This is a genomic window from Ochrobactrum sp. Marseille-Q0166 (assembly GCF_014397025.1).
Lineage (GTDB): Bacteria > Pseudomonadota > Alphaproteobacteria > Rhizobiales > Rhizobiaceae > Brucella.
On record NZ_JACJUO010000003.1, the window covers coordinates 431326 to 457500 of the forward strand.

Genomic DNA, 26175 nt, shown 5'->3' on the forward strand with positions numbered 1-26175 from the left:
GCTGCAAAAGAAAAAGCCCCCACAAACGTCAGTCTGCGAAGGCTATTTCGTTTTTCTGTAGCAAGATACGAATCGCATTTCTCAGAATCAGTGTCAAGAGTCTTTGGCGTCAATTTGGCGGGTTTATTTCTTTTGCCTTTAGAAAGGTAAGAGGAAATGCAAATTCTGGAGAGTGTCACGTCTGCCTTGAGCAGGCGAATGGTGAAGTGTGCCTTGTCTCAATCGACAGCTGAGGGCATTAGAAAATGGGAACTGTATAAGCATCTTGGTATCGCAAAGTCTCATTACGGCTTGAATGACAGATGCCTCACTGTTCTGAATTCTCTGCTGTCCTTCCTTAGTGAGGATGTCATTGCATCGAAAGCAAAGCTCGTTGTCTTTCCATCCAACAAGCAGATTTCTGTTCGCGCCCATATGATGGCCGAATCCACCGTCAGAAGACATCTTGCTTCTCTCATTCAAGCTGGCTTGATCACGCGTAGAGACAGCCCCAATTGCAAACGATATGCCCATAAGAATAGGGCCGGGGAAGTTGAACTGGCTTATGGCTTTGACCTATCACCCTTCTTTGCAAGAGCATCAGAAATCAGAGAAGCCGCTGAACGTATTCTTGAAGAACAGCGCACCCTCAAACGCATCCGTGACGAGGTCTCCGTCATCCGTAGAGAGCTTGCAATAGCATTTGAACGTCTGCCTAAAAAGACAACGGAAAAATTGTTCCATCAGTTCCGTGATGTGGTTGATGGCATTCCACGTCGTGCCACAAAAGCAGAACTAATAGCGATTAAGGCTTCTCTGGAAGCGATTCAGTCAGATTTAGCTATTGCATTGAAAAATAATGATAATGTTTCAGAAATGAGCGGCAATGGCGCTCAATTTGAGCGACAGCATAAAGAATCACTATCAGAATCTCTCTTAAAAGATCAAAAAGAAATATTTGATTTGAAGGTCTCAGAATCTGACGTTGATCATCAACAAAACAACGTAGAGAAAAGGCCAATGATCTCACTTGATCTCATTCTAAGAGCTTGTCCTGATATCCAAAGCTATTCGCCTTCAGGCATTCGTAGCTGGAAAGATCTCGTGGATGCATCACGTGTTGTGTCATCGTTTTTAGGCATATCGAATAATGCATACATCGACGCGGTACGCGTCTTTGGCTTACAAAGTGCATCAGCGGCAATTGCCTGTATTCTGCAGAAGATTGACGATATTGCCTCCCCGGGGGGGTATCTGCGATCGTTAGCGCAAAAGGCTAGGGCTGGGACCTTTTATCTTGCGACGCTTCTGTTTTCGGAATTGAAAGTGAGTAATTTTTAGCGCAGAGGGAACCACGCTACTCAGCCTTGGTTAGCTCCGAAATCAGTGTACGTTCAGGCTGAGCGATTGCGCCGAGGACCTATAGTGCGGAGTCGACGTGTTAATCGGCCAGATCGCCCGCCTAGTCGGCTAAGCGAAACAGCCGATGATAGTGTGCCCTGTGCTAAAGCTGGAAATAGTAGGCATTTTAGCTTAAATTATCTAGCATCCAGCATATTTGTACAAACCAATAAGCCATACTCATCAGGGGTTATACGACGATAAAATTAACGTCATGGTAACCATACCTATTAAGGTAATCGGTTAAACTAAGGTGCTTAAGATAAACGATTACAATGAGATAAAAAAGCAGTTCGCGCGTTTTTCGAGGCTTGAAAAGCAGTCGCAGCCAGACTTCTCATAGGGTAGGGTAGGCGAAAACTTGTACTATCAGGGAGGTAGTTCATGGGAATTGCCAAGTTATTTGATCTTTGCATTGGGGTTATCAATTCGCGATGAAATGACCGAGAAGCTCTTCCCTGTTGAAGGGTTTTCGTTTTCCGCGTGAGATTGTTGACTATGCGGTCTGGACCTATCATCGATTTGCGTTGAGCACAGCCGATGTGGAAGACCTTCTTGCGGAGCGTGGCATGATCGTCAGCCTGTAAACGGTTCGACTTTGGATCAATCGTTTTTGCCGCCATTTTGCCGACTATATGCACAGGGCCCGACCATAGCCAAAACAACAAGTGGTATCTTGATGAAGTCGTCATCACGATTGCCGGGAGAAAGCTCTGGCTCCGGCGAGCGATAGATGCGCACGGCGATGTTATCGAGATTCTGGTTCAATCACGCCGCGACACCACGGTCGCTAAGCGTTTCTTGTCAAGGCTGGTCAACCAATTCGGCCAACCACGTGTCGCCGTGAGCGACAAGCTGGGCAAGCTATGTCAAACCGATACAGATTAACGCGCCAAATGCCGACCATCGTGCTCATAAGGGCCGGAACAACAGAATTGAGAGTTCACATGCATTATGGCGTGACTATACTGCTGAAATGACAGCTTGAAAAACACATGCGTAAGATACTCGAAACCGTAATCAAACAATTTGGCAATCCCTATTTTCCCCTGAGGCTCTTCATCCTCCTCCGCTTGGTACAAAGTTACTTTCCGCTCGTTTTAGCCTTGCATCCCGTTCACTCCCCCGCCCACTATGGGCCAGTACAACTGTTTAGAATCAATCAGCTGAGCAGTGATCAATCACTCAGAAAAGAGTGGTAGCGTTAGAATAAGGGATGTATTTTAATGACAAAACTTGGGAATTTTTTTTCTGCAGCGCTCGTCGTTGCTGCGTTCAGTAGCACAGCGTTGACACAGAGCTTTGCAAAGACGTTGGTTTATTGCTCGGAAGCATCGCCAGAGAATTTTGATGCGGCTCAGACCACCTCTGGTGCTGTGTATGATGCATCAGCACGCAACATTTCAAACACCCTTATAAAGATCAAACGCGGTTCGACCGAACTCGAGCCAGGACTTGCAGAAAGCTGGGATGTTTCTGGGGATGGAAAAGAGTATACTTTCCACTTGCGAAAAGGCGTTAAGTTTCACACGACTGATTTTTTCACGCCCACGCGCGAATTCAACACGGATGATGTAATCTTCACCTTCGAGCGTCAGGGGGATCAGAAAAATCCTTATTACAATCAGGGAACCTGGCCACAGTTCGGCGCTTATTCTTTTCCCACGTTGATCGAGAAAATTGAAAAAATCGACGATCACACCGTTAAGTTTATACTCTCGCAACCTGAAGCTACTTTCATCTCGACGCTTTCTCTTACGTTTTCAGCAATCCAGTCGAAAGAATATGCCGATAAACTGGTCGCAGATGGCAGACTGGAAGACCTGAGTCAAAAACCAGTCGGCACTGGACCTTATCAGTTTGTGGCTTATCAAAAAGACAGTGCTATTCGCTACAAGGCAAATCCTGACTATTGGGGTGGAAAGCAGAAAATTGACAATCTTATCTTTGCGATCACCCCCGATGCAGCAGTTCGGCACCAAAAGCTGAAGGCTGGAGAATGCCACGTTATCGCAGCCCCTAATCCGGCAGATATCGCCGAGATGAAACAAGATCCTTCCATGTCCATGCTAAGCAGGGATGGAATGAATCTCTCATTTCTCGCTTATAACACGCTTCAAAAACCCTTTGATGATGTCCGCGTGCGCAAAGCACTTAATATGGCAGTCAACAAGCCAGCCATCATTGATGCAGTTTATAACGGCTCGGCGATTGTTTCAATCAACCCGCTTCCACAATCTGTTTGGGGTTACAACAAGGACGTGAAGGACGACCCGTATGATCCTGAGCAATCGCGCAAGCTTCTCGAAGAAGCAGGTGTTAAAGATCTGAAGATGAAAATCTGGGCGATGCCGGTTCAACGTCCGTATATGCCGAACGCACGGCGCGCAGCCGAGTTGATTCAATCTGACTTCGCCAAGGTGGGTGTCAATGCAGAGATTATCACCTATGATTGGAGTGAATATCTCAAACGCTCGCTGGAAAAGGAGCGCGATGGTGCCATCATGCTCGGCTGGACGGGTGGGATAGCAGATCCTGATAATTTTTTAGCCGCACTCCTCGGTTGTCAGGCTATTGGCAGCGCAAACCGCGCCAATTGGTGCAATGAGGACTTTGAAAAGCTGATCCGCTCAGCCAAATTGACAACAGACAAGCTCGAACGGACAAAGCTCTATGAGCAGGCGCAGGTCATATTTAAGGAGCAAGCCCCGTGGTTGACCATCGCACACCAGGTTGTGGAACAACCTGTCAGCACTAAAGTTAAAGACTTCAAAATCGATCCATTCGGCGGATATCTTTTTGAAGACGTCGATATAGAGGAATGAAGGCGAACACCTTTATGTAAATAATCAGTCAGGAAAATCCAACTTGCGGGTGTTCATTTCGTCCGCAAGTCTGGCTTTGAAGCAATATTTTTTGCCATTCATGCTGCGCGAGCTCCAAGAAGAATTATCATGAATATCGTAGACCGTTTTTTAAACTACACTCGTATCAACACCACAGCTGTGCCCAATGCTGCTACGCTGCCTTCGAGCGAGGGACAAAGACAACTCGCGACATTGCTGGCCGGTGAGATGCGCTCCATGGGCTTAGAAGTCGAAGAACGAGACCATTCCATTGTGGTGGGTACACTCGCCGCCAATGTTTCGAGCGAAAAGCATGCCTTCCCCACCATTGCATGGGTTGCTCATCTGGATACCTCAGCAGAATACTCAACAGATACGCATGCGCATATTGTTGACTACAGAGGTGGTGACATCGTCCTTAATGGCGAATCCAACACGGTCATGCGTTTGGATGAGTTTCCAGAATTAGCCGATTATATAGGGGATCGTATCATTGTCACCGATGGTACAAGTCTTCTCGGTGCTGACAATAAATCAGCCATCGCCGAAATCATGGATGCAATTCAGTTTCTCATCAAACATCCCGAAATTGAACACGGCCCTTTGAAAGTTGTTTTCGTTCCCGATGAAGAAATTGGACTGCTCGGAGCAAAAGCGCTTGATGCCGGTTCGCTGAACGCGGATTTCGCCTACACACTTGATTGCTGTGCCATTGGCGAAATCGTCTATGAGAATTGGAACGCAGGAGAATTCTGTATCACGTTTACCGGCCAGCCAGCCCATCCTATGTCTGCCAAAGGCAAGATGCAAAATTCAATTCTCTACGCACAGCAATTTATAGCTATGCTTCCCGGTGGCGAGCGTCCGGAATACACAGAGGGGAGAGAGGGTTACTACTGGGTGAAGAACGTGTGCGGTTCAGTCGCCAAGACAACACTAACGATAGATATCCGAGATTTCATAAAACAGGGATATGAAAGCCGGCGCCAATTCATTGCTGGTTTAGCTGACAGCTTTAACAAGTTACATGGCAGAAATGTCGTCAATGTCGACTACAAACCAGTCTACCGAAACGTTGCTGAAAGCCTTGAAGGTACAAATCGATATCCAGTTGAATTGGCTTTAAACTCCATGAAGGCTATCGGTGTTGAACCAAAGCCGGTTCTTATGCGTGGGGGGTATGATGGCGCTGTTTTGTCAGAAAAAGGCGTACCATGTCCAAATCTCTTTTGTGGCGCACATAACTTCCACTCAATTTACGAGTTCTTGCCTGTGAGGTCGCTTGAGAAAGCATCCGAAATGATAGTGCAGATTATCAAGACTGCCAAAAGGGTAAGCTAACGTGGCAACACCGTGCGCGCTCATAAATTGCGCGGTAGTTCATTAAATATGAGTTCTGATCCGTGTGCCGAGAAAATTCATGTTTTCCTTGGAACTTATTTGGGTGATCATCGGCAATTTTTTAGAATTAAACAAAATACTACAGGGAGATAATTCGCATGCGCAGTACCTCAGACAAGGTTTACGGCAAGGCTAACTAACTCGCTGGAAAAGCCAAGCAGGCGATTCGTGAGCAATTGATACCAAAGAGATGCAGGCCAAAGGACTTGCTCAGGAAGCTAAACGGTGCAGTAAAGAATGTGATCGATAAAGCCCGATTGGTTATACATAATGAGAAAATCTCACTGGTTGATGCAGTGAGATTTTTGCGTATCGGGGTTGGAGTAGCAGCTGGCTCGATTTCTCGAAAGAAAGCCGCGACATCGCCGTATTGCACGTTTTCAGGCTAAAGTAACGGCGCCCAGCGTGCATATCTCGCTGGACTGCGTTAAACAAAATTTCAAATTGGTGCCGCAGCCCATTCTTTGCGGAGCATCTCGATAAATCTGCGCACTTTAGGTGAAACATGGCGGCGCGTGGGATAAACTGCTGCGATTGGCATTTCTTCACGGCAGAATTCCTCTAATAAGGGGATGAGGCGGCCTTGTCTTATATCGTCGCCGACGAGGAATGCTCCAAGTTGAACAATGCCAAGATTTTTAAGAGCAGCATCGCGTATTGCTTCGGAATTATTGAGTTTTAAGCGCCCCTTCACAGCAATCTCACGCATTTGCCCATCGACCTGGTAACGCCAAGGCACGGATGCGTTTGCATAAGTGAAAACAATTTTCTGGTGGTTTTGAAGATCTGCAATGCTTTGCGGCATTCCATGTTCTTGAATATAGTCCGGCGTTGCGCAGGTGATAAAGCGATGGGGCGCCAGAACCTGACGGATTAGACCACTGTCAGTTGGGCCACCAATACGCACAGCGACATCAATGCCATCACTGACCAGATCGCAATAATCATCTGAGAAGGTTTTGTCGCAAATTTTTCAGTTCTGTTGAGCTATGTCAGGATCGTTGCATGTAACTGAATGAGGTGGAAGCGGATGGCGGTGGATTTCAAAGGTACTCACTTCCCGAAAAGTGTCATTCTTTACGCCGTTTTCTTCTATGTCCGCTATTCAGTTTCATATCGCGATCTGCAGGAGATTATGGCTGAACGTGGTGTCGAGGTTGACCATGCAACCTTGAACCGTTGGGTTGTTCGTTACGCGCCGCAGATTGCTGCGCAGGCACAAAAGGTTATGTCGCAAATATTCTGGCTGGTTAAGGGCAGCCTCATTTTTGGACGCACTTATGCTGCGAGCTCCGCAAAGAGCTGGAATGGCAAGCGATTATTGTTGGCGAACTGCTTCTTGCGGATCATATGCGCCACTTCGATGCCAGCAATTGTTGCTGAAGCGCTGTGAAACGCCTTGAAGCCCAATGTGTGTTTTGTAATCCGCTTGATGAAGCGATGGTCCTGTTCAAGAATATTGTTGAGATATTTGACCTGAAGAATTTCGATCATTTTACCTGTACCGGTGATTTTCAGGATGTTGTTTACAGCCTGCGCACCAGCCAGATTGGCTCCACTTTTATCAATGACAATCTTGTGCGGAATACCATTGCTTGCTGGTTTTCATAAAGAAACGCCTTGCAGCGCCGAAATCTCGGCGCTCAGAGAGCATGAAATCAAGGGTTTGCACGTCACGATCAACCGCTCGATACAAATACGTCCATTTCCCTTTGACCTTTATATAGGTCTCGTCAACACGCCATGAGCCAAGCGTTGTGCGTTTACGTTCTTGTGCCTGCGCAGCAATCTGCGGCGCGTAACGAACAACCCAACGGTTCAAGGTTGCATGGTCAACCTCGACACCACGTTCAGCCATAATCTCCTGCAGATCGCGATATGAAACTGAATAGCGGACATAGAAGAAAACGGCGTAAAGAATGACACTTTTCGGGAAGTGAGTACCTTTGAAATCCACCGCCATCCGCTTCCACCTCATTCAGTTACATGCAACGATCCTGACATAGCTCAACAGAACTGAAAAATTTGCGACAAAACCATTAGTTGTGCGACGTTTCGACGAAAGTAATGGTATCATTAACGATTTTCGTGCGGGGGTCCACAGATTAAGGTTGCCGCGCATCGTGCAACAAAGTGTCAGATCGTGTTCATAGTCTTTACGTTAGGAAAGTGGCGGATCTGCCTTGTTTGAGCGTAAAGGTCTAACTTCGCATATCGGTACGACATTTTGTTTGTCAGACTACATTTTGGCCTAGGAAAATTTTTGCCGAGTGGTTTGATGACTTTGTTTTACGCGAGCGCAGTCTCCGGACTATGAGACTGGATACTATTGTGCATCATCTTGGATTAGCTTTGGGAGCGCGGTCTCCCGCAGCCCTACTTGAGCAGGGGCCTCGTCTTATCAAGCATATTACCTAACCATGTTGGGCTTCAAGGCGTATCATTCAGCCTCAAAGACAATCGCTGGCATCGAAGTGGCGTATATGATCCGTTTTCCACACGTAGCCGCTAGGTCTATTTAAGCTATGGTTTAATGGGGGGATGAAAAGCATATCAATCTGCTGCGTTGGTTCTGTAAACACCTCACAATTAAATTTGATATTCCCATAAATATGAGATTAATAGGGAAGTTTTATGTTTGGTTGTTAATAGCCTTTCGTCGGCAAGTCCTTTAGCCGGAGCGGTGTACTGAACAATAGGTGACACAGAATCCAAGCTATAACCGTTTGGCTTGTCGGCGTGAAAATGGGTGGGGTACAATGGTTGCTCGCAATGAAATTGAGGTTTTGTATAGCGAAGAGCGTCCTGGTCTTTTGAAGCGTGTCGCCCGACGCTTGGGATCACAGTCCACAGCAGCCGATATCGTACAGGATGTATTTTTGCGACTGTGGGAGCGTGACTCTGGTAATCTTGACAGCGATGTAGCCTATCTCCGCCGCTCGGTCAGCAATGCGATTGTTGATCATGTCCGTGCGGAGCGCGTTCGTTCAGCTTATGCCGCCAATATTCTGCCTGAGCAGTGTGCATCACCTATCCCAACACCCTATGATATTACAGAAATACGCGATGTAGCCCGACAGCTCGATGATGTAATCCGCGCGATGCCGGAACGGACACGACACATTTTTCTGCTGAACAAAGTTCACGGCTGTAAATATTCGGAGATTGCAGAGGCTCTTGGAATTTCGCGCAGCGCCGTCGAAAAACACATGGCCCGCGCCATGGTCGCCTGCGTTGGTTTTCAGGAGGAGTCTCTGTGAGACTTATGCATGGATTGCAGCAATTCCGCGCCTCAATGTATAGAGGTGGACGGCGGACGGCTGAAAGCACTCTTCATGACCATTGACAGACATTCATCGCAGGAATGGGAGATAAGACGGGTCGATCAGGAAGCGATCGCATGGTTTACCCGTATAAATGGAGAGCCATCATCGGCAGATCACAAGAACTTTGAAGCGTGGTTGAAAAAGAGCACGCTCCATGATGAAGCTTATCGGCGGATCAGTTCGCGATGGGGCGATACTGACCTTCCCAGCGCGATGATTGCGGCAGAAGATGCCGACCAACTGCGTGGCTATCTCGACACAATCGGACAGGCGCGGAAGCGTCGTCACGCGTACAGTGCCCTTGCCGGTATCGCAGGCGCAGTTTTGGCGGCGTTGATCGGCTTTGATATCTGGATAGAAAATCCCCATTTTCTTCAAAATCTTTCAGCTGATTACATAACGGCCCGCGCCGAACGTCAGACAATCACTTTGTCAGATGGCTCAACCGTCTTGCTGGATGCTGACAGTGCTATTTCCACCGACATGACGGCTGAAAAGCGCAGCGTAAAACTTCTGCGTGGCGCGGCCTATTTTGATGTCAAACCGTCTGCGGCGCCGTTTGTGGTCGATGCCGGTCGTGGCGAAACGCGTGTCACCGGCACAGCGTTCTCTGTTGAAATCCGAGGGCAGGACGTGGCCGTCAATCTCGCCAGAGGGCACATCATCGTATCGGCTGAAGCGGATGGGGAAAGCGCGGAGCTGGAAGCGGGGCAGGGCATCGGCTATGACAATAGTGGTCTTGGCGCTGTGCATCCGGTTGCTATTAATGAAGCGATGGCCTGGCAGAAAGGGCGTATCATATTCGATCAGATGCGGCTCGGAGATGTCCTGAATCAGATTGGTCGTTACAGGTCTGGCCGGATCGTTGTCCTTGGCACGGCTCTCGCAGACCAGCTGGTGAGTGGCAACCTTCCGCTTGACGATTCAGACAGCGCTCTCGCATCGCTCCAGACCACCGTAGGGTTTCGGGTCAGCAGGCTGACCGGAAAACTTGTCGTCATCAGTCCCTAAGCAATAATTCTTCTCAATAAATTCAATAGCTTATTTATTTCTGTAAAAAATACTCAACTTTTTAGTGAGTATCCGATCGCTCCTAAACGTGTAATGGATTGAGAGGTACAGAATATCAGTCGCATGTCTCCCTCTCCGGTTAAGGTAATGAGAGGGTTTGTTTTCATGAGAAATGGTGAGCGGGTGTGCGGGCGAATTGTTGCACTGATGGCAACGACAATCCTTGCGGTGGGTGGCACAGTCGTAAGCCCAGTTATGCCGGCATTCGGACAAACCGCAACGCAACAGACCTATAATTTCAGAATATCTGCAAAGCCGGTCCGTCAGGCCCTTAATGACATTTCAGATATTACCGGGATTTCGGTCGTCTTTCAGGATGCATCGGTCGGCGGGATCAGCAGTTCGCCTGTATCAGGCACCATGACGCGTGAAGCGGCCCTTACCGCACTCCTCAGAGATACCGGACTGTTCTACCACTTTACCAATGGCAATACCGTTACAGTAACAGGACGTTCCAGCGGCTCCTCAGCTCAGGGAGTAGTACCTGCCGATGCCGGTGGATCACTGCTGCTCGATACAATTACCGTTACGGGGGGACGTGGCGCATCACTAGCGGATGCTCCGTATGAAACAGCAGGCTCAGGTGCATATATCAGTGCAGAACAGATTGGACGCGTCCCACCCGCCAGTGCCGGTGACATGTTCCGCAATACGCCCGGCGTATTTTCCGCGGGCAACCGAACAGGCCAGTCTCTGAATGTGAATATACGCGGATTGCAGGGAATGAACCGCGTTGCGACGCTGGTTGATGGCGCTCAGCAAAGTTCCTCAACCTATCGCGGATATAAAGGGATGAGCAGCCGAACCTTTGTCGATCCGGAATTTATTGGCGGGATCGAAATTGAAAAAGGGCCATCAGGAGGTCCTTTTGGTAGCGGCTCAATGGGCGGCGTGGTGAATATGCGCACACTCAATGCTGACGATATTCTGCTGGAAGGCAGATCCTATGGCATGAAGATCAAAGGTGGCTTTGGCGGCAACAGCATCGATCCGGGACCTTATGTTGCACCACCCAACGAAATCAAACAGCGATTTGATGGCAATGACTGGCTCAATAGCGGCAACCGTGTGGGCAGCATTGCACTCGCAGCGAGAAATGAGGATTTCGAACTCACCGGCGCATTCGCCTATCGGCGCAACGGCAATTATTTTGCCGGCAAAAATGGTGAAAGGCTTGTCAAGCGGTTTGGATTTCGCGGTGCTGAATACTGGGATCCGATGTCGGATTTAAAGCCGGGTGGCGAAGTTTACAATACGTCTCAGGACACCCGCTCCGTGTTGCTGAAGGGCAAGTTCGACTTCGATTATGATCAGACAGTTGAGCTTGGATATATTCGTTACGACAGTACCTATGGCGAAGAATACGGGGATATGAATAACCCGTTTTCGCAATATAGCTGGGATCCGTATCAGGCAAATCTCAGCCATGTCACTTCAGATATGTATACCGCCAAATATACGTGGAATCCGAGTGACAATGATCTCATCGATTTTCATGCCAACCTCTGGCACACGAGAGTGTCCGATGAATGGGCGGCGATTGAAATTCTGACAGGATCTCCGAGCCTTTCAAAAGTCGATACAACCGGCGGCGAGATCTGGAACACATCGCATTTCGACACAAAATTCGGTGTATTTGATGTGAAATATGGCGCGACGTATTCTTATGAAAAGATCAGTCAGAATCCGGGTGCGCAGCTGAATATTGAAGGTGATCGCTCCGTTGCTTCGATCTTTACCAATGCAGATTATAAACCTGTTGACTGGTTAAAACTGTCTGCAGGTTTGCGCTATGAAGATTATCAGACCAATGATCGCAAGGAAGTGGATCCGACGGATGGGCTTGAAAGCAACATCTTCAATCCGCGTCTTGGAATTACCGTCGAGCCGCTGGATGGTCTTCAGTTATTCGCTACCTATGCAAAAGGTTGGCGACCACCAAGTGTGCGTGAGACGGTCTTTACGATGCCGGGACAGATTGAACCCAATCCTTTTCTGAAGCCGGAAAAATCCACCAATTATGAAGTTGGTATCAATTACCTGACGAGCGATGCCCTGATCGCCAGCGATAAGCTGCGCTTCAAAGCAGCCTACTTTGATAATAATTATGACGATTACATCGTCAGAATTTACGGTAACCGTGCCGGTCTGCCGTTCGCTTACCGAACTTTTGCGAATATCGATGGTGCGAAATATAAAGGCTTCGAACTGTCTCTGTCTTATGATGCGGGACGCTTTTTCGCGGATGCAAATTTAAATCGTTATACGGATATTCAGTATTGCTTTGCAGCGAAGGTTGGAGAAAGTGCCTCCTGCGTTGAAGCAACGCCGCCAGATGACTATCTCAGCGTTTATGTGCCACCCTCTTATAGCGGATCGATAACACTAGGCGCGCGTTTTCTTGATGAGAAGCTGACAGCCGGTGGCCGTGTATCATTTGCCGGAGAGCGAGCCATAAAACGGCAGGGCACGGGCATTGAAAGCGATTGGCGCTCTTATCAGGTTTATGATGCATTTGCCTCTTACAAGGTAAGTGATAGCCTGACCCTCAACGCGAGCATCGATAATGTCTTTGATCTTTATTATCTTGATGCGCTGACTGAGGCTTTGACACCAGCGCCCGGACGTACTTTCCGTATGAGTGCGACCGCAAAGTTTTAGCGGATATAAAATAGTCTTTTTAGAGCGCGCTTCTGTCTGAGATAGACAATGTAGGCGCTCTAAAAAGCGGATTGAAAGTGAATTCCACTCAACCGAATCGGCTCAGATATAGACTTAGCATTCACGAGCTGAGGGCATCTGTAAGATGAAACTGACAGGCGGTTTAGTGTTAAAGTAGCGGGAATTTACAGAAAAACTCAAACGCTGACCCGTTCGGATTTTAAGCGAGAATGATCTATGCATTTCGTCTTTCGCCGGCAATCCCGGAGTTGGAAAGCCAACGCTTGATCTCTGGTGGCGTAACTTTGCAAAGAACGTTTTACTTTCAGGTCTGCATGAAGATATGAGCCAAAAGCTGGCCTATATTCGCAACCCGCTTGCGCTGTTGCGTGAAACTGATCGCAGCCCTCGCATACCAGTTGTGTATAGACCGCAGAAGGGGGCGCTTTATCTGGCTAACTGTGCTGCTCACGAAGCCGGGCAACTAAAGACGGGATTGAACCGCCATCCGGACAGGCGAAGCCAATATTCCAGTTCTCAGTATTGCAAATTCTTCTAAGCTCCAAAAAAAGTGCTTCCATACATGAGCGGAAAAAGGAATCGCTAACATAGTTTTCTACTGGAATCGTCTTAAATACTACTAAGCCATCGGTGAATAAATTGACGGTTTCGATAATCCCGCAATCAGACATTCCGACCTTGGAAATAATCGCTGATCCAGTTCGACACAATGACTGAAATTGGTGACAGAACCGCTTTGCCAAATCAGAAATAGGTCTCTTTATAATAATAAAACGGAAAATTTCATTTAATTTTATTATTATAAAAACAGAATATATTATGTAACTATGAATATCAACCGGAATATATTAATAATATTCAATATTATGAAATTAAATGAAATTATCTTTGGTTCTTTCAATTTTCGTAGAAATGTTTTATTGGCATAATAAAATATTGATTAACTCATATCTTTATGTATTTTATTGGCAATACATTATTTTTTAATAAAATACTAAAGAATATATTTCATCAAGGATGTATTCTATGAATGTTGTTGCCATAGAGAGAAAAAATAGAAAAGAAACAAATTTAAGTAAATGCAAAAAGATATTGAGGGCATCTTCATCGCGTGCTGTCCTTATTGCGCTCATGATGGCTGTATTGGGAACAGCCGCGACAAGAGTGAATGCTGACGTGTTAACTGGTAATAACGGAGGGACTGATAGCAGCTTGAATGGGATAGCCGGCTCGAATGGGAACGGTGCCGGTGGCTCTAATGTTTATACAAGCAGCGGTGGATGGGGCAAAGATGGTAAAGGTGGTACTGGTCAAGGTACCAGTTACCCAACGGGTCCCGGTTATACAGCTCGCCACATTCCTGTTCGGGGTGGGGAAGGCGGAAGTGTGGGTGCCAATACGATATCACCAGGCCTGCGCGAGATCTTGGGTGCGAACGGTGGTGCCGGGGAGGCGTTGCCTTCTACGGTTGTGTTCAAGCTTTATTCTGTCTCCAGGTTTGGCGGTGGCGGTGGCGGCGGCGGCGGCGCAGGTGTTTTCTTAGGCTCCGGTTCACACACTACTTATTCGGGTCTGACTATATCCGGCGGCATGGGTGGCACTGGTGGGATAGTATTACCCAGGAGTTTAAGTGATCTACCCGCCTACCAAGGTGGCGGAGGCAGTGGTGGCGTGGGTGCTATTGTGCAGAACAGGGGTACTTCCTTGCTCAATGCTAAGGGTGCTACTATACGGGGCGGCGCAGGCAGCCCCCGGAGCAGCTCTCCTCCGCAAGATGGGGTAAAGCCTTCAATGCTGGGCGCTGCAGGTGATGGGGTTATTGTATGGCAAGGAGCCCGGTTCACCAATGAAGGGACTGTTATTGGTGGAAATGGTGGAGAACAGATTGGTGCCTCTTCGCTTTCTTCTTCTGGAGGAACAGGTATCCGGGTGGGTGCTGACTCTTATGTAATTAATAATGGGGTGGTGAAGGCAGGCCTTTCCTATGGAGATAAGGCTCAGCCGAATGCTATTGTCATTGCTGGCAATACGGCCACGCTTGAGCTACGTTCGGGTTCAAATATACTTGGGAATGTCGTTGCTGGGAACGGATACAACTTAGCTCTATCGGTCGGCAGTGCTACCCTTGCTTTAGGTGGCGATACGGATGCTGGATTCGATGTGAATGAAATCGGCAGCAAGTATAAAGGCTTCGAACTTTATAAGAAGCTTGGGAAAAGCAAGTGGACGCTGAACGGCAGTACACAAGCTAAGACGGGTTGGAACATCAACGAGGGTGTTTTGTCTGTTACGCAGACTGGCGGCTTGGGAAACGCTGACGGTTTAGTAATTCTTCTCGGCGGCGACATCGAATTTACTTCATCTCTTGATGTTGCACCTCAGCTAAACATTAGAGGTAATAGAGATGTCATCAATACGCTTGGCAATAATGTGCGAATGCTTAATCATATGGATAGTACTGTTTCAGTGAAGACCGGCACAGGCGCCCTTATATTGACTGCTGCTGGAAATAATATTTACGGAATGGAAATCGCTGAGGGAACCCTTCAGGTGGGTGACGGCGGTTTAACTGGCACTATCAATGGCACTATAATTAATAAAGCGACAATGCGCTTTAATCATGCAGGTGAGGCTGTTCATGATGTAGACGTTTCAGGTCCTGGTCGGATTGAACAGGTCGGAAGCGGAACAGAAATTTTCACAGGACGCCTGGCGTCATCAGGGTCAATTTTAATTAATGCTGGTACCTTGCAGATTGGGGATGGTGGAGTTAAGGGCGAGTTAGGCGGCAATGTAATCAATAAAGGAACATTGCGCTTCAACCGGAGTGATTCCATCACTTATGCCAACAACATTTCGGGTTCGGGGAAAATCGAGCAAGTCGGCAGCGGGAAAACAATCTTTACCGGCAATACGACTTCTACCGGAACAGTCATAATAAGCAAGGGCATTTTGCAGATTGGTAATGGTGGCAACACAGGTTCCATTAGTAGTAATATAATCAATAATAGCGGACTGCAGTTTAATCGTCAGGGTTTAGTTACTGTTAATGGAAATATTTCTGGGAGAGGACTTTTTGAGCAGGCTGGCAGCGGAACGACGATCCTGACTGGCAATCTAGCTTCTACTGGCGGCGTGACCATAAGCAAGGGTATCTTGCAAGTTGGTAATGGCGGGCAGACGGGATCGATTGCAGGTGCAATTAAAAACAGTGGCACTTTACGTTTTAACCGCAACAACGATCTTATTTTTTCCAACAATGTTTCTGGCGCGGGAAGTGTTGAACAAGCAGGCAGTGGCACGACTATTCTGAATGGAAATGTGACAGCAGCTGGCGGTGTTCGCATCAATAAAGGGACCCTGCAGATCGGGAGCGGTGGAACGACCGGATCGCTCGCTGCGAATATTACCAATGATAGTAATTTGCGCTTTAATCGCGGTGATAGCGCTACTTTTTCTGGAAATATTGCCGGAAAAGGCAAGGTTGAACAAGCGGGAACTGGCACAACGACGCTGATTGGAAATGTGACAACGACTGGTGGGACAACCATTAGTCAAGGCATTTTGCAAGTCGGTAATGGTGATGCAAAGGGTTCTCTGGCAGGCAACGTTATAAATGATGCGATATTGCGCTTTAATCGCAACGATAGTTTGCTTTTCAGCGGTAATATTTCCGGAAGTGGTAGCATTGAACAAGTGGGGTCCGGCACGACTATTCTGGCTGGTAATGTTAGTTCTGGCGCAGGCATTAAAATTGACAGCGGCATTTTGCAGATTGGAAATGGTAAAGCTGCAAAAACATTGAATGCGGATATAATCAATAACGCCGCATTGACTTTCAATACGTCTACTGAGCTTGTGTATGGGAAGACCTTAAGCGGCAGTGGCTTGACCAATATCGCTGCAGGCGCATCGCTAAACTTTGGCGGTGAGAGCGGTGTATATTCTGGTACTACGAAAGTTCATGGCGACCTGAATGTTACTGGTGTGCTGGGTGGAATTGTCGATGTTGAGTCTGGTGCAAAATTGCGCGGCACTGGAGAGATTAAGCAATCTGCGACGATTAAAGATGGCGGAACGCTGATAGGCAATTCAGGCACGTCGCTTAATTTCGGTCAGGAGCTTATATTGAATGCCGGCAGCAATGTGGCGGTCTATCTTGGCCTGCCGCGAACAGCGGCCGTCTTTGAGGTCGCAGGACCTTTGACACTAAGCGGGAGGCTTAGTGTCATAGATGACGGTGGATTCCAAAAGGGCATATATCCGATTTTTTCTTATAGTGGTGCACTGACAGGTGATGAGTCCTCTATGGAAATTGGTAGTATTCCGCAGAATACCAATCGAAACCATCTTTCCATTGCAATTACGCCAGATCGTGTAAATCTAGTCAACACAGCTGGTGACATCTTCAATTACTGGGATGGCAGCGGTGCCCAGGCTAATAACATTGTTGAAGGAGGCTCTGGGACCTGGATTGCGGATCAACAGAATTGGACAGGCAGTGATGGTGCGATCAACAGTGTCTGGCAAAATAGACAGTTCGCAATTTTTAGCGGGGCTGCAGGTGTAGTAAAAGTCGATAACAATGCTGGTAAGGTAGAGACTTCTGGCTTTCAGGCGCTTGTTGATGGATACCGCATTGAGGGCGATCCATTAACATTGCAAGCGGTTGGCGATGCTAAACCAATTATTGCTGTTGGAGCTCCGGACGTTACAGGGGCAAATACGAAAGTGACGGTTGCATCCGTACTGGAAGGCTCTCACGGTCTTGTGAAAACCATGGCTGGCACTCTCGTTCTAACGGCAGACAACACATATTCAGGTGTAACCGCAATTCGCCAGGGCACTCTGCAACTCGGAGACGGCGGTGCGCATGGCAGTGTTGCGGGAGACATCGTCATAGGAACAGAAACTGGTTTGAGAGCAGATTTGACTGTGCTCAAAAAAGGCGTCACGATCTTTGATCAGAAACTGTCGGGAACCGGCGGTTTGAATATTACCAGTGATCAAATGTCGTCTGCTGACTTGGATATAGATAGAACAATTCTTACAAATGATAACAGTTATACTGGCGGAACTATAATACACAATGCAGCGTTACAGCTTGGTGACAGCACGGGAACAGCTGAAACAGGTAGCATTGTTGGCAATATAGCAATGATAGATGGTCTTCTTGATGTCCACCGCAGCGGAAACGTGGAATTCGCAGGAGATATCAGTGGTGAAGGCGATCTGATTATTTCCGGAAATAATACCACGATCTTGTCGGGCGATAACAGTTTCAGAGGAAACATATCTGTTAGACAAGGCAGCACTTTGCAGGTCGAAGATGATTGGAACCTTGGCGATACTAGCAACAGACTAGCCTTGGATAATGCAACTCTGCGCTTGGATGGTTATGGATATTTATCTGCTGACAGAGCAATAGAGATCGGTGCTGGTAATGCCACTATTGATGTGGCTACTGCGACAAGCATCTTCGATCCGGAGATAGCCAGCAGTATCTCTGGCGATGGTCAACTGATAAAGAGTGGTTCGGGAACGCTTATTCTGTCGGGTAAGAATAGCTATTCTGGTGGAACGCGCGTTGATGAGGGCACTTTGCAACTCGGTTCGGACTGGATGGACGACAATGCGAATCCTGCAACAGGCGATTACCAACTGTCGTCATCGTCAAGTCAGCTGCAATTTGCGTCATATAAAGATTTGGTTTTTGGCGGCATGATCTCAGGTCAGGGTAATGTAACGCTCGTGGGACGGGGAATGGTCATATTCACTCAAGATCAAGGATACACGGGCGAAACTCATGTTGGCTCGATATCTTTTCTGAAACTCGGTTATGGTGGACAGGCCGCAGCCTTGCCAGGTCACGTTGAGCTGGACGGCGTTCTGCTTGGTGAAGGTCGCGTTGGATCACTGGTAAATTCAGGCTCGATCACGCCTACGAAGGAAAATGGTTTCGGTGTCATAGAAGTTGATGGAAACTATACGGGAAATAACGGCTCTTTAGAGATTGATCGTGATCTCGGTGACGACAATTCGGCTGGTGATAAGTTTATCGTTCGCGGCGACACTGCTGGTGACACTTATGTCCGTGTATTTAATAGATCGGGTATTGGCGCACAGACGAGAGAAGGTATCAACATTATCGAAGTTGGTGGCCAATCAGATGGTACTTTTCATCTACTAGGTGATTATGAAGGTGTTGATGGTACACAGACTGTTGTGGCGGGTGCTTATGCGTACGGTCTGTTTAAAGGAAGTGCGACAGATGCACAGGATGGTAACTGGTATCTGCGGAGCAAATTTGTCAGTCCAGTAAATCCAACTGCTCCTACGAACCCAACAGATCCGACCAACCCTACTAACCCAACTGATCCGAATGGTGGTAACGGTGGGGACACCCCGGGATCCCAACCTGAATATCAAGCGGGTGTGCCTTTGTATACAAGTGGATCGCTTGCTCTATCGCGTCTTAACAGACAGGGTTTTGCAAGTCTTTCCAGCCGTATGAACGTGACGACTGGAAATTCCGCTGCTGACCCAGGTTTAAATGCCAGTTCGAGGGAAATAATTTCTCATGACCGACTGTTCTGGGGACGAGTGCAAGGTGGTTACAGTCACATAAATCCAAAGGGTGAGGCTGTTGCTACTAGGTTTGGTGCGCATGATTGGGAATTACAAACCGGTATTGATGCACAAATTTTGGATAATGAACACGGTTCTTTGTTCAGCACTGTGTGGGGCGATTACAGAAGTAGTCAGGTTAATGTCTGGTCGAGCCTCGGTGATGGTAAAATAACGATTGATGGCTACGGCGTTGGCGGGGCATTGACCTGGTACGGTGCTAATGGATTTTATCTCGATGGCCAGGGTAAAGCGACTTGGTATAAATCAGACTTTGAATCATACCGGGTTCATAGGGGGCTGGCTTCAGATGTAGCAAGTTTTGGCTATGCTTTGAGTTTGGAAGCAGGACATCGTATAGCGCTGAACAGCCGCTGGTCCGTAACGCCGCAGGCACAGATGATTTGGGCATCGGTTAATACTGACGATTATCACGATCTATTCGAAGCTGATATTGTTACGCCGTCCAACAATAATCTGATAGGCCGCATTGGCCTAGAAGCCAATTACAGAACGAGCTGGAGAGAGGCTGATGCAACAACATCTCGCTTATCCGTCGGTGGCGTTGCCAATATTTATCGGGATTTCAAGCTTGATCGTGGGCACATCTTCGTTTCTGATACACGCATTGCGACAGGTAACATCGATAAGATGCAAGGGGAACTGGGAATTACGGCTGATTACACCTGGAAAGATAGCAAATATTCAGTTTATGGAAAGTTTATAGGAGCAACAAACTTAGATGATTTCTCAGATAGCTACTCAGTGTCAGGAAGCATAGGCTTCCGTGCCTCCTGGTAAGTAGAAAGAGAAATCATCCTAAATGGGTTCTGATGGGATGGACGCCCTCCGACGGCCTTGATGTGGCAGAATGGGTTCGTTGAGCACCATTGAGGAGGATGCGACCATGGAAGAGATTACTACAATTGGTTTGGATCTGGCGAAGAATATATTTCAGTCCCACGGAAGTGACAGTGATGGGCGAGTTCTTTTGCGCAAGAAATTACGCCGCGAGCAATTGCTGCCATTCTTCGCCAAACAGCCTGCTTGCATGGTGGCGATGGAGGCGTGTTCCAGCAGTCATCATTGGGGTCGGGAGATTGGTGCTCTGGGACATACAGTTCGATTGATCCCGTCCGCTTATGTGAAGCCATTTGTGAAGCGTCAGAAGAATGATGCGAGTGATGCAGAAGCGATCTGCGAAGCAGATTTACGCCTACGATGCGGTTTGTTGCTGTAAAAAGTGAACAGAGCCAAGCTGCAGCTATTGTGTTTAGAACACGCGATCTTCTGGTCAGACAGAGAACGCAGATTATCAATGCCTTGCGTGGACATTTAGCTGAGTTTGGCATTGTGGTTGCCCAAGGCCCTGCACATGTTAGCAAACTGGTGATGGTCGTTCAGGATCCAGAGATGTCTTTGCCAGATATGGCCCGGCCGGTTATCGGCGTACTTGTTGATATGCTTGCTACACTGGATGAGCGTATCAAAGTTTTAGACAAAGAGATTGCCCGTCGAGCCAAAGAGGATGAAGTCGCTCATCGGTTGATGACTATTCCAGGTATTTGCCTGGTGATTGCTACAGCCCTGACAGCATTGGCTCCTGCGGCATCGACCTTCAAACGCGGGCGGGATTTTGCAGCCTGGCTTGGCCTCACCCCTTTACAGCATTCAACCGGTGGCAAACAGCGGCTGGGTCGTACATCCAAAATGGGTGAACGGACTTTACGGCGCTTGCTGATCATAGGGGCCAGCACCGTCGTGCGTTGGGCTGGGAAAAAGGGATCAGATACGGGTACGTGGCTGGCCAGTATGCTCAAACGTAAGCCACCCATGCTGATACGCTTTGCATTGGCCAACAAAATGGCACGGATTGTCTGGGCATTGATGGCGAAGGGCGGAATTTATCGGGCTCCGGTCATTGCAGTATGAAAACGCAACGAACCGGTGGTTGTTGGAGGTGTAAGAAGGTCAAAAGGAAAGTTATGGCGTAACAGTCGATGAGACGAGATCAGGAAAACCAGATTGCGACGAAGTGCTAAAACCACGCGGTTCTGAATTGGACCTGATCTGCGAATTCCCATACGGGCCAGCAGCATGTTGATGGCTGCATTCACAGGCCGGATACATGTCAGCACCCGACTTACACGCTCAAACCTTTCCGAAAGATTCTTCTTGCAACCAATGGGACGTCCATACATGCCGCAAAGTTATCACTTTGCCAGAGCTCAGTTCGGATCATTGGCATATTGAGTAATATGAAGATTGATGTCGATCTCTTTCAAAGAGTGGCTTATTCCCTCCCCCCAGAAGTTTCATCCCAGATGTTGCCTTCTTCAATGCCTTGTATACTATGGATTTCCTGTTCTTCCGGCTGCGACTTTGGCAATTTCAGGAAACGCCGCATGAATGCTTGTGGTCTACCTCCGACTAGGTGATATCCGATCTTAGCGTTTGCTCTTCGCATGAATGCGTAAACTAACCTCTTTGAATGTCAAAGAGGTAGTCTGTAGCCAATTTCACCCAGACATCAGCATCATTGCTTTTAAGATAAATTCTTACAACAGTTTCATCTCGCTTATTGATCCGACCCCATGTCTTTGCAGGGGGTCGGATATTTGTATGTTAGGCGATGCGGTCTCCTTTCTTGACTTTGACCGCACGGTCGTCGACACCTGGCAGCATCTTGGCAAGATCGCGCGTGACGACGACGTCCATGATGACCGGCCCCTTTGCCGACATTGCCTGCGCTATCGCATGGTCCAACTGGTTCGGATGTTCTACGCGGATGCCACATACGCCCATCGTTTCGGCGATCTTTGCGTAGTCCGTCTCTTCGAGGTCCGATGCGTGGTAGCCTTCGACTCAGTATATTAAGTGTTGTAATGCTTTGATGTAACCTGAAGCGGCATTATTGACGACGATAATCGTAAAATCAAGCTTGAGACCGCGCGCGTGTTCGACGCAGCACGTGCCCTGATGGCTGCGGGCAAGCCGTATCCGATAGACGCGAAGACGCGATCTGGCACGAAGGCACGTCCAGCGCGCTTGGTGTCGAACAGCAGGCCGCCCCAGTGTGCTGCAAAGCCACCGTCTGCAATAAGAATGCCGTCATCAGGAAGCGTCTTGTTGAGTTCGGTTAACAGGCGGGCTATGTTAATCGGCGTTTCATCAGAATGAAGACGTGGACCGACATCCTTTCGCTATGCATCCATGCGCTTGCCAACCTTGGAAGCGTAATCTGCTTGGCGCGTGCGGATGGCTTCACTACGCGCTGCCAGCATCTCTTGGAGCTCGCTAATTGTCGCTCCGACGTCACCCGAAAGCGCAAGATCGCAATCCGTAGTGCGGCCGAACTCTTCGATCAATTTATTGGCGATGCGGTCATAACGGCCAAAGAGACCTGCGCTCAGTGTACTCATGTATGGGATTGCGCCTTTACCGGTCAAGGTATGGGCGACAGGTAAGTTCAATGCCTGTGAGAAAGCAGTTAGTACATTGGCTGCATCGCTAAGGTGAACACCACCTCCTGCCAGCACGATAGGTTTATGGGTGTCTGCGATCAACTCTGCTGCCTGCTTTAAGGAATTTTTATCTGGGCGACAACGCAGTGCTGGAATGGATTCATGTGCCGCGATCGCATAAAATCTGTTTCTTCGAACTCGTGGACCGCGTGCGAGATGTCCTCGGGTAGGTTGGCAACGACGGGACCGGGACGACCGGATGTCGCGACGGCAAAGGCGCGGCGCACGAGTTCGGGAATGCGGGAGATGATTTCGATGCGCAGCAGCTCTTTGACTGATGGCCGCAGTATTTCGGTTGGGCAGCTTTCCTGCGCCATGTTCTTCCAGGAATGCTCTCGGTGGGAGTCACCAACTAGAACAACCATCGGCGTTCCTGCGTTAAGTGCCTCGACCAGTCCAGTGACGAGGTTCGTCGCTCCACGCCCCAGTGTTGCATCAGCAAGGCAGACGTGGCCCGATACCTTAGCATAGGCGTCGGCTGCGAAAATGCCCGCGCTCATCGTTGATAAGATAGTGTTTCAAGCCCAAACGACGTGCAGCGTCATAGAAGGGCAGCAACTGAAATCCACCCATGCCGTAGATTGGACCAAGATTGTAAAGCGAGATCATGCGGGCGATTGCTTCGACCCCCGTCAGCTCAATCGCCATGGGACTTATTCCTCCCTAGATATATTCAGCGGTCCCTTATGGACAGAAGGGATAAAAGGTCCGGGCGCCGTTCATGCCAACGTGTAGCATTCTCGAAAGCTCAACCTAGTCGAAGCGCCACATCCTCGTGGAATGCGGGGGGCGACAATTTGCAGTGAGAGGGGCATGCCCTCTGGGTTGACACCATTCGGCAGTGCAAGCGCACACAATCCGAGGTAGTTGACAAAGCGCGGCAGATCGGACAGCGGCATTGCATATTCGTCTATGCCTGATAGCGGCGGCGAACTGATGGGTGTCGTTGGTAGTAAGAGCGCATCCAATCCCGAGAGAGCTTCACACATTTCCGCGGTCTCTGCGCTGCGCTTTGTAAGTCGCATTGCAAAATCCGCAGCGGAGCCATCTTTTCCGGCAAGAATACGCTCACGCACATATGGATCGAAATCGCCGCGATCCTCATTCATTAGTGCGGCGAGATTTGCATAACCCTCGGTGCGGATGATCTGAGATGCAGCCGCACAATAATCGACAGGATCTTTTGGCAGTTTTACGTCAACGACATTCACGCCAAGCTGGCGGAAAACGGCTACAGATGCGTCCAGTGCATCAAGGATTTCGGTTTCGACGTCCGGTAATTGCGCTCGTGAAACAACACCAACGCGCATTCCTCTGGTAGAGTGCTTCAAACTGGTGAGCGTCTTGGGTGGATTGGTGTTCCACGTAGCAGGATCGCGTTCGTCTGAACCTGAAAGCGCATCAAAAAGGTTAGCTGCATCCTCGACGGAACGCGCCATTGGTCCGATTGAATCCAGCATCTGACTGAGCGGGAAAACTCCATGTGTGCTAACGCTCGCCTGTGTTGGCTTTAATCCTACGATTCCGTTCATCGATGCCGGGTTGCGAATAGAGCCGCCGGTGTCTGAACCCAATGAAAATGGCACCATGCCAGCGGCGACGGCGACGCCCGATCCACTCGACGAGCACCTGGTGAACGGTGCTTTGACAGATCCCAAGGGTTTCGAGGTGCACCTAGGTGCGCATTGGTACCCAACCACCGAAGGCGAACTCCACCATATGAAGCTTGCCCAACAGGATGGCACCGGCCGCTTTACACGTTCAACGGCGGTTGCTGTCTCAGTCGGGATATCGTGCTTAAGATGCAAGGAACCCGCAGTTGTCGGTAACCCAGCGACATCCAGAAGGTCTTTTACGGCAAATGGAATACCGTGTAGTCTTCCTCTATAGCGACCATTTGCAATCTCGGTCTCGGCTTGTTGCGCGGCGGGGAGAGCATCCTCTTTGGTAAGTAGCAAAAACGCCTGCAATACCGGGTCTGTGCGCTCGATGCGGATAAGACAGGCTTGCAACAGCTCTGAAGGTGAAACCTCACCTTTTTCGAGTAGCGGGCCAGTTCATGAATGGCGAGATCAGCAAGATTAAGCGAAACCATCAGCATTTGTTCTCAGACTGTAATCGGAAGATCGTATTAGTCGATCTTGTATTTGAGCCATTCGGCGTTTAGTTTGTGAAGTGCTGAATCACCTCCGAACATTTCATGTCCACCTTCAGCCTTGTTACGGCCCAGTTCCAGCACGTAAAGATAATCCGACACGGCTGCGCATTGCCTCACGTTCTGGTCGACGAGAACAACGGTGATGCCTTTTGAAGGCAACTCCTTAATGAAATCTTAGATCTCGCGCGACAGACGTGGCGCGATCATTGCTGTTGGTTCATCGAGAAGAACGACTTCAGGCTCAAGCGCAAGTGCGCGGGCCCGTTCAAGGAAACGTTGTTGACCACCGCTGAACGGCGTGAGCTTTATACGCAGGAAGGCTGGCAGCGCTTTGATGCTGAAGCTAAGCTCTACACGCAAGAGGAAATGGAGCGAGAGAGAAGCAGATATCTCTGATGCCTTAAAAGCGAGCCGTCTGGCTCGCTTTTCTTTTGTGATTTATTCAGCGAAGACAAATCTTAGGGTGTTGATGTGTAACGTTGGTTCGCAAAATTTAATAAGATTAGAGGTGTCCGGATTGGTTGAGACTAAACGAAACACATTGAAGCCTAACATGTATTTGGTGATCCATTTGATAAACGAATGATCTTGCTTATGAATACTGTTTACAGTCTATATGGAACACCTATTCTTGCAATTACTTTCTTAAAGCGCCTCGCGGCGCGAAAATTTCAGCGCGCAGGCATAGTCCTCTGAACGTTGCGATATGAAGCAGCATAGCTGACGTAAAAGAAACAACATATAAGGTTTTATCTTCTAGGAAAGCGGCTTCTGTCGAAATCAATCGACGCCGATCTGTGATCGATCAAATCATCCTACGGCTGGGATTGCGTTATCGATGATGGCAGCGGAGGCGCGGCCGGAGATACTCGAGACGATGGGTGCACGGGTGCGTGCATTGGCGGATAATGTTGCGGAGCGGATGGGGTGGTTGAGCGCGCCTTCGTGCTGATTGGTATTATATAGAGAGTTGAGCTGGGTGAGGGCGCGTTGAGCGCCCTTTGCGTTTTTGGTTGGAATCGATCTGGTTTGGGTGCTTAATGTTTGGTAAAGTTTGCTGTTATTTTCTGTTGAAAGAAACTTTGTATTTTTTTGTGAAAGTTCGTTGACAGTTTGTGTTTGTGGGGTCTATATGGCGCACACCGAGGGCGGCGATCGTC

General features: G+C 48.5%; 15 protein-coding genes and 7 pseudogenes. 12 read left to right on the forward strand and 10 right to left on the reverse strand.

The window, feature by feature from the left end; translation table 11 throughout:
• The first annotated feature begins 156 nt into the window (after positions 1–156).
• From repC to pepT, 4 genes and pseudogenes are all read left to right on the forward strand, one after another.
• The gene (repC, locus tag H5024_RS20465; RefSeq protein ID WP_187549021.1) at positions 157–1320 is read left to right on the forward strand and encodes a plasmid replication protein RepC; all 1164 of its coding nucleotides are present in this window, start codon (positions 157–159) and stop codon (positions 1318–1320) included.
• 518 nt (positions 1321–1838) lie between these two features.
• Positions 1839–2329: pseudogene (locus H5024_RS20470) on the forward strand (IS6 family transposase); the annotation flags it as partial.
• A 277-nt stretch (positions 2330–2606) separates the two neighbouring features.
• Positions 2607–4205, forward strand: a complete 1599-nt coding sequence (locus tag H5024_RS20475; RefSeq protein ID WP_187549022.1) for an ABC transporter substrate-binding protein — start codon at positions 2607–2609, stop codon at positions 4203–4205.
• Positions 4206–4334: 129 nt separating this feature from the next.
• On the forward strand, positions 4335–5567 hold the full coding sequence (gene pepT, locus H5024_RS20480; protein ID WP_187549023.1) for a peptidase T: 1233 nt from the start codon (positions 4335–4337) through the stop codon (positions 5565–5567).
• Between the two features lie 499 nt (positions 5568–6066).
• Here pepT and H5024_RS20485 read toward each other — a convergent pair whose 3' ends face one another.
• Positions 6067–6597, reverse strand: a complete 531-nt coding sequence (locus H5024_RS20485; RefSeq protein ID WP_187549139.1) for a substrate binding domain-containing protein — start codon at positions 6595–6597, stop codon at positions 6067–6069.
• Positions 6598–6657: 60 nt separating this feature from the next.
• Here H5024_RS20485 and H5024_RS20490 point away from each other — a divergent pair.
• Positions 6658–6852, forward strand: a pseudogene (locus H5024_RS20490) (IS6 family transposase); the annotation flags it as partial.
• A 53-nt stretch (positions 6853–6905) separates the two neighbouring features.
• Here the strand turns inward: H5024_RS20490 and H5024_RS20495 are convergent.
• Positions 6906–7605 (reverse strand): annotated as a pseudogene (locus H5024_RS20495) (IS6 family transposase).
• 401 nt (positions 7606–8006) lie between these two features.
• Between H5024_RS20495 and H5024_RS20500 the strand changes: the two are divergent.
• From H5024_RS20500 to H5024_RS20525, 6 genes and pseudogenes are all read left to right on the forward strand, one after another.
• Positions 8007–8149: pseudogene (locus tag H5024_RS20500) on the forward strand (IS6 family transposase); the annotation flags it as partial.
• 237 nt (positions 8150–8386) lie between these two features.
• On the forward strand, positions 8387–8887 hold the full coding sequence (locus H5024_RS20505; RefSeq protein ID WP_187549024.1) for a sigma-70 family RNA polymerase sigma factor: 501 nt from the start codon (positions 8387–8389) through the stop codon (positions 8885–8887).
• A 75-nt stretch (positions 8888–8962) separates the two neighbouring features.
• Entirely contained in the window at positions 8963–9964 is a 1002-nt protein-coding gene (locus H5024_RS20510; protein ID WP_187549025.1) for a FecR family protein, read from the forward strand.
• A 207-nt stretch (positions 9965–10171) separates the two neighbouring features.
• Positions 10172–12685, forward strand: coding sequence for a TonB-dependent receptor (locus H5024_RS20515; protein ID WP_187549026.1), 2514 nt, complete (start codon positions 10172–10174; stop codon positions 12683–12685).
• 1047 nt (positions 12686–13732) lie between these two features.
• Positions 13733–20134, forward strand: coding sequence for an autotransporter outer membrane beta-barrel domain-containing protein (locus H5024_RS20520; RefSeq protein ID WP_187549027.1), 6402 nt, complete (start codon positions 13733–13735; stop codon positions 20132–20134).
• A 106-nt stretch (positions 20135–20240) separates the two neighbouring features.
• Positions 20241–21265 (forward strand): annotated as a pseudogene (locus H5024_RS20525) (IS110 family transposase).
• Positions 21266–21958: 693 nt separating this feature from the next.
• Here the strand turns inward: H5024_RS20525 and H5024_RS21205 are convergent.
• The 8 genes and pseudogenes from H5024_RS21205 to H5024_RS21440 all read right to left on the reverse strand — a co-directional run bounded on the left by H5024_RS21205 (position 21959) and on the right by H5024_RS21440 (position 25375).
• Complete coding sequence (locus H5024_RS21205) at positions 21959–22138, reverse strand: hypothetical protein (RefSeq protein ID WP_210309775.1); 180 nt, start codon at positions 22136–22138, stop codon at positions 21959–21961.
• Between the two features lie 398 nt (positions 22139–22536).
• Complete coding sequence (locus H5024_RS21210; RefSeq protein ID WP_210309776.1) at positions 22537–22899, reverse strand: hypothetical protein; 363 nt, start codon at positions 22897–22899, stop codon at positions 22537–22539.
• 14 nt (positions 22900–22913) lie between these two features.
• Positions 22914–23222 (reverse strand): hypothetical protein, encoded by a 309-nt coding sequence (locus H5024_RS21215; protein WP_348770734.1) that lies wholly within the window; start codon positions 23220–23222, stop codon positions 22914–22916.
• A pseudogene (locus tag H5024_RS21660) lies at positions 23223–23357 on the reverse strand (thiamine pyrophosphate-binding protein); the annotation flags it as partial. It abuts the gene before it with no gap.
• Positions 23320–23505 carry a hypothetical protein gene (locus H5024_RS21220; RefSeq protein WP_210309778.1) on the reverse strand — a complete coding sequence of 62 codons (186 nt, stop codon included), beginning with the start codon at positions 23503–23505 and terminating at the stop codon, positions 23320–23322. The gene H5024_RS21220 and the pseudogene H5024_RS21660, both read right to left, overlap by 38 nt.
• A gap of 71 nt (positions 23506–23576) precedes the next feature.
• A complete protein-coding gene (locus tag H5024_RS20535; protein ID WP_187549028.1) occupies positions 23577–24869 on the reverse strand; it encodes an amidase in 1293 nt (430 codons plus the stop codon).
• Between the two features lie 119 nt (positions 24870–24988).
• Positions 24989–25114: a hypothetical protein gene (locus H5024_RS21580; protein ID WP_282186094.1), complete on the reverse strand. Its 126-nt coding sequence runs from the start codon at positions 25112–25114 to the stop codon at positions 24989–24991.
• Positions 25115–25189: 75 nt separating this feature from the next.
• Positions 25190–25375 (reverse strand): ATP-binding cassette domain-containing protein, encoded by a 186-nt coding sequence (locus tag H5024_RS21440; RefSeq protein ID WP_247875411.1) that lies wholly within the window; start codon positions 25373–25375, stop codon positions 25190–25192.
• Between the two features lie 433 nt (positions 25376–25808).
• Here H5024_RS21440 and H5024_RS20545 point away from each other — a divergent pair.
• Positions 25809–25967 (forward strand): annotated as a pseudogene (locus H5024_RS20545) (IclR family transcriptional regulator); the annotation flags it as partial.
• Between the last annotated feature and the right edge of the window lie 208 nt (positions 25968–26175).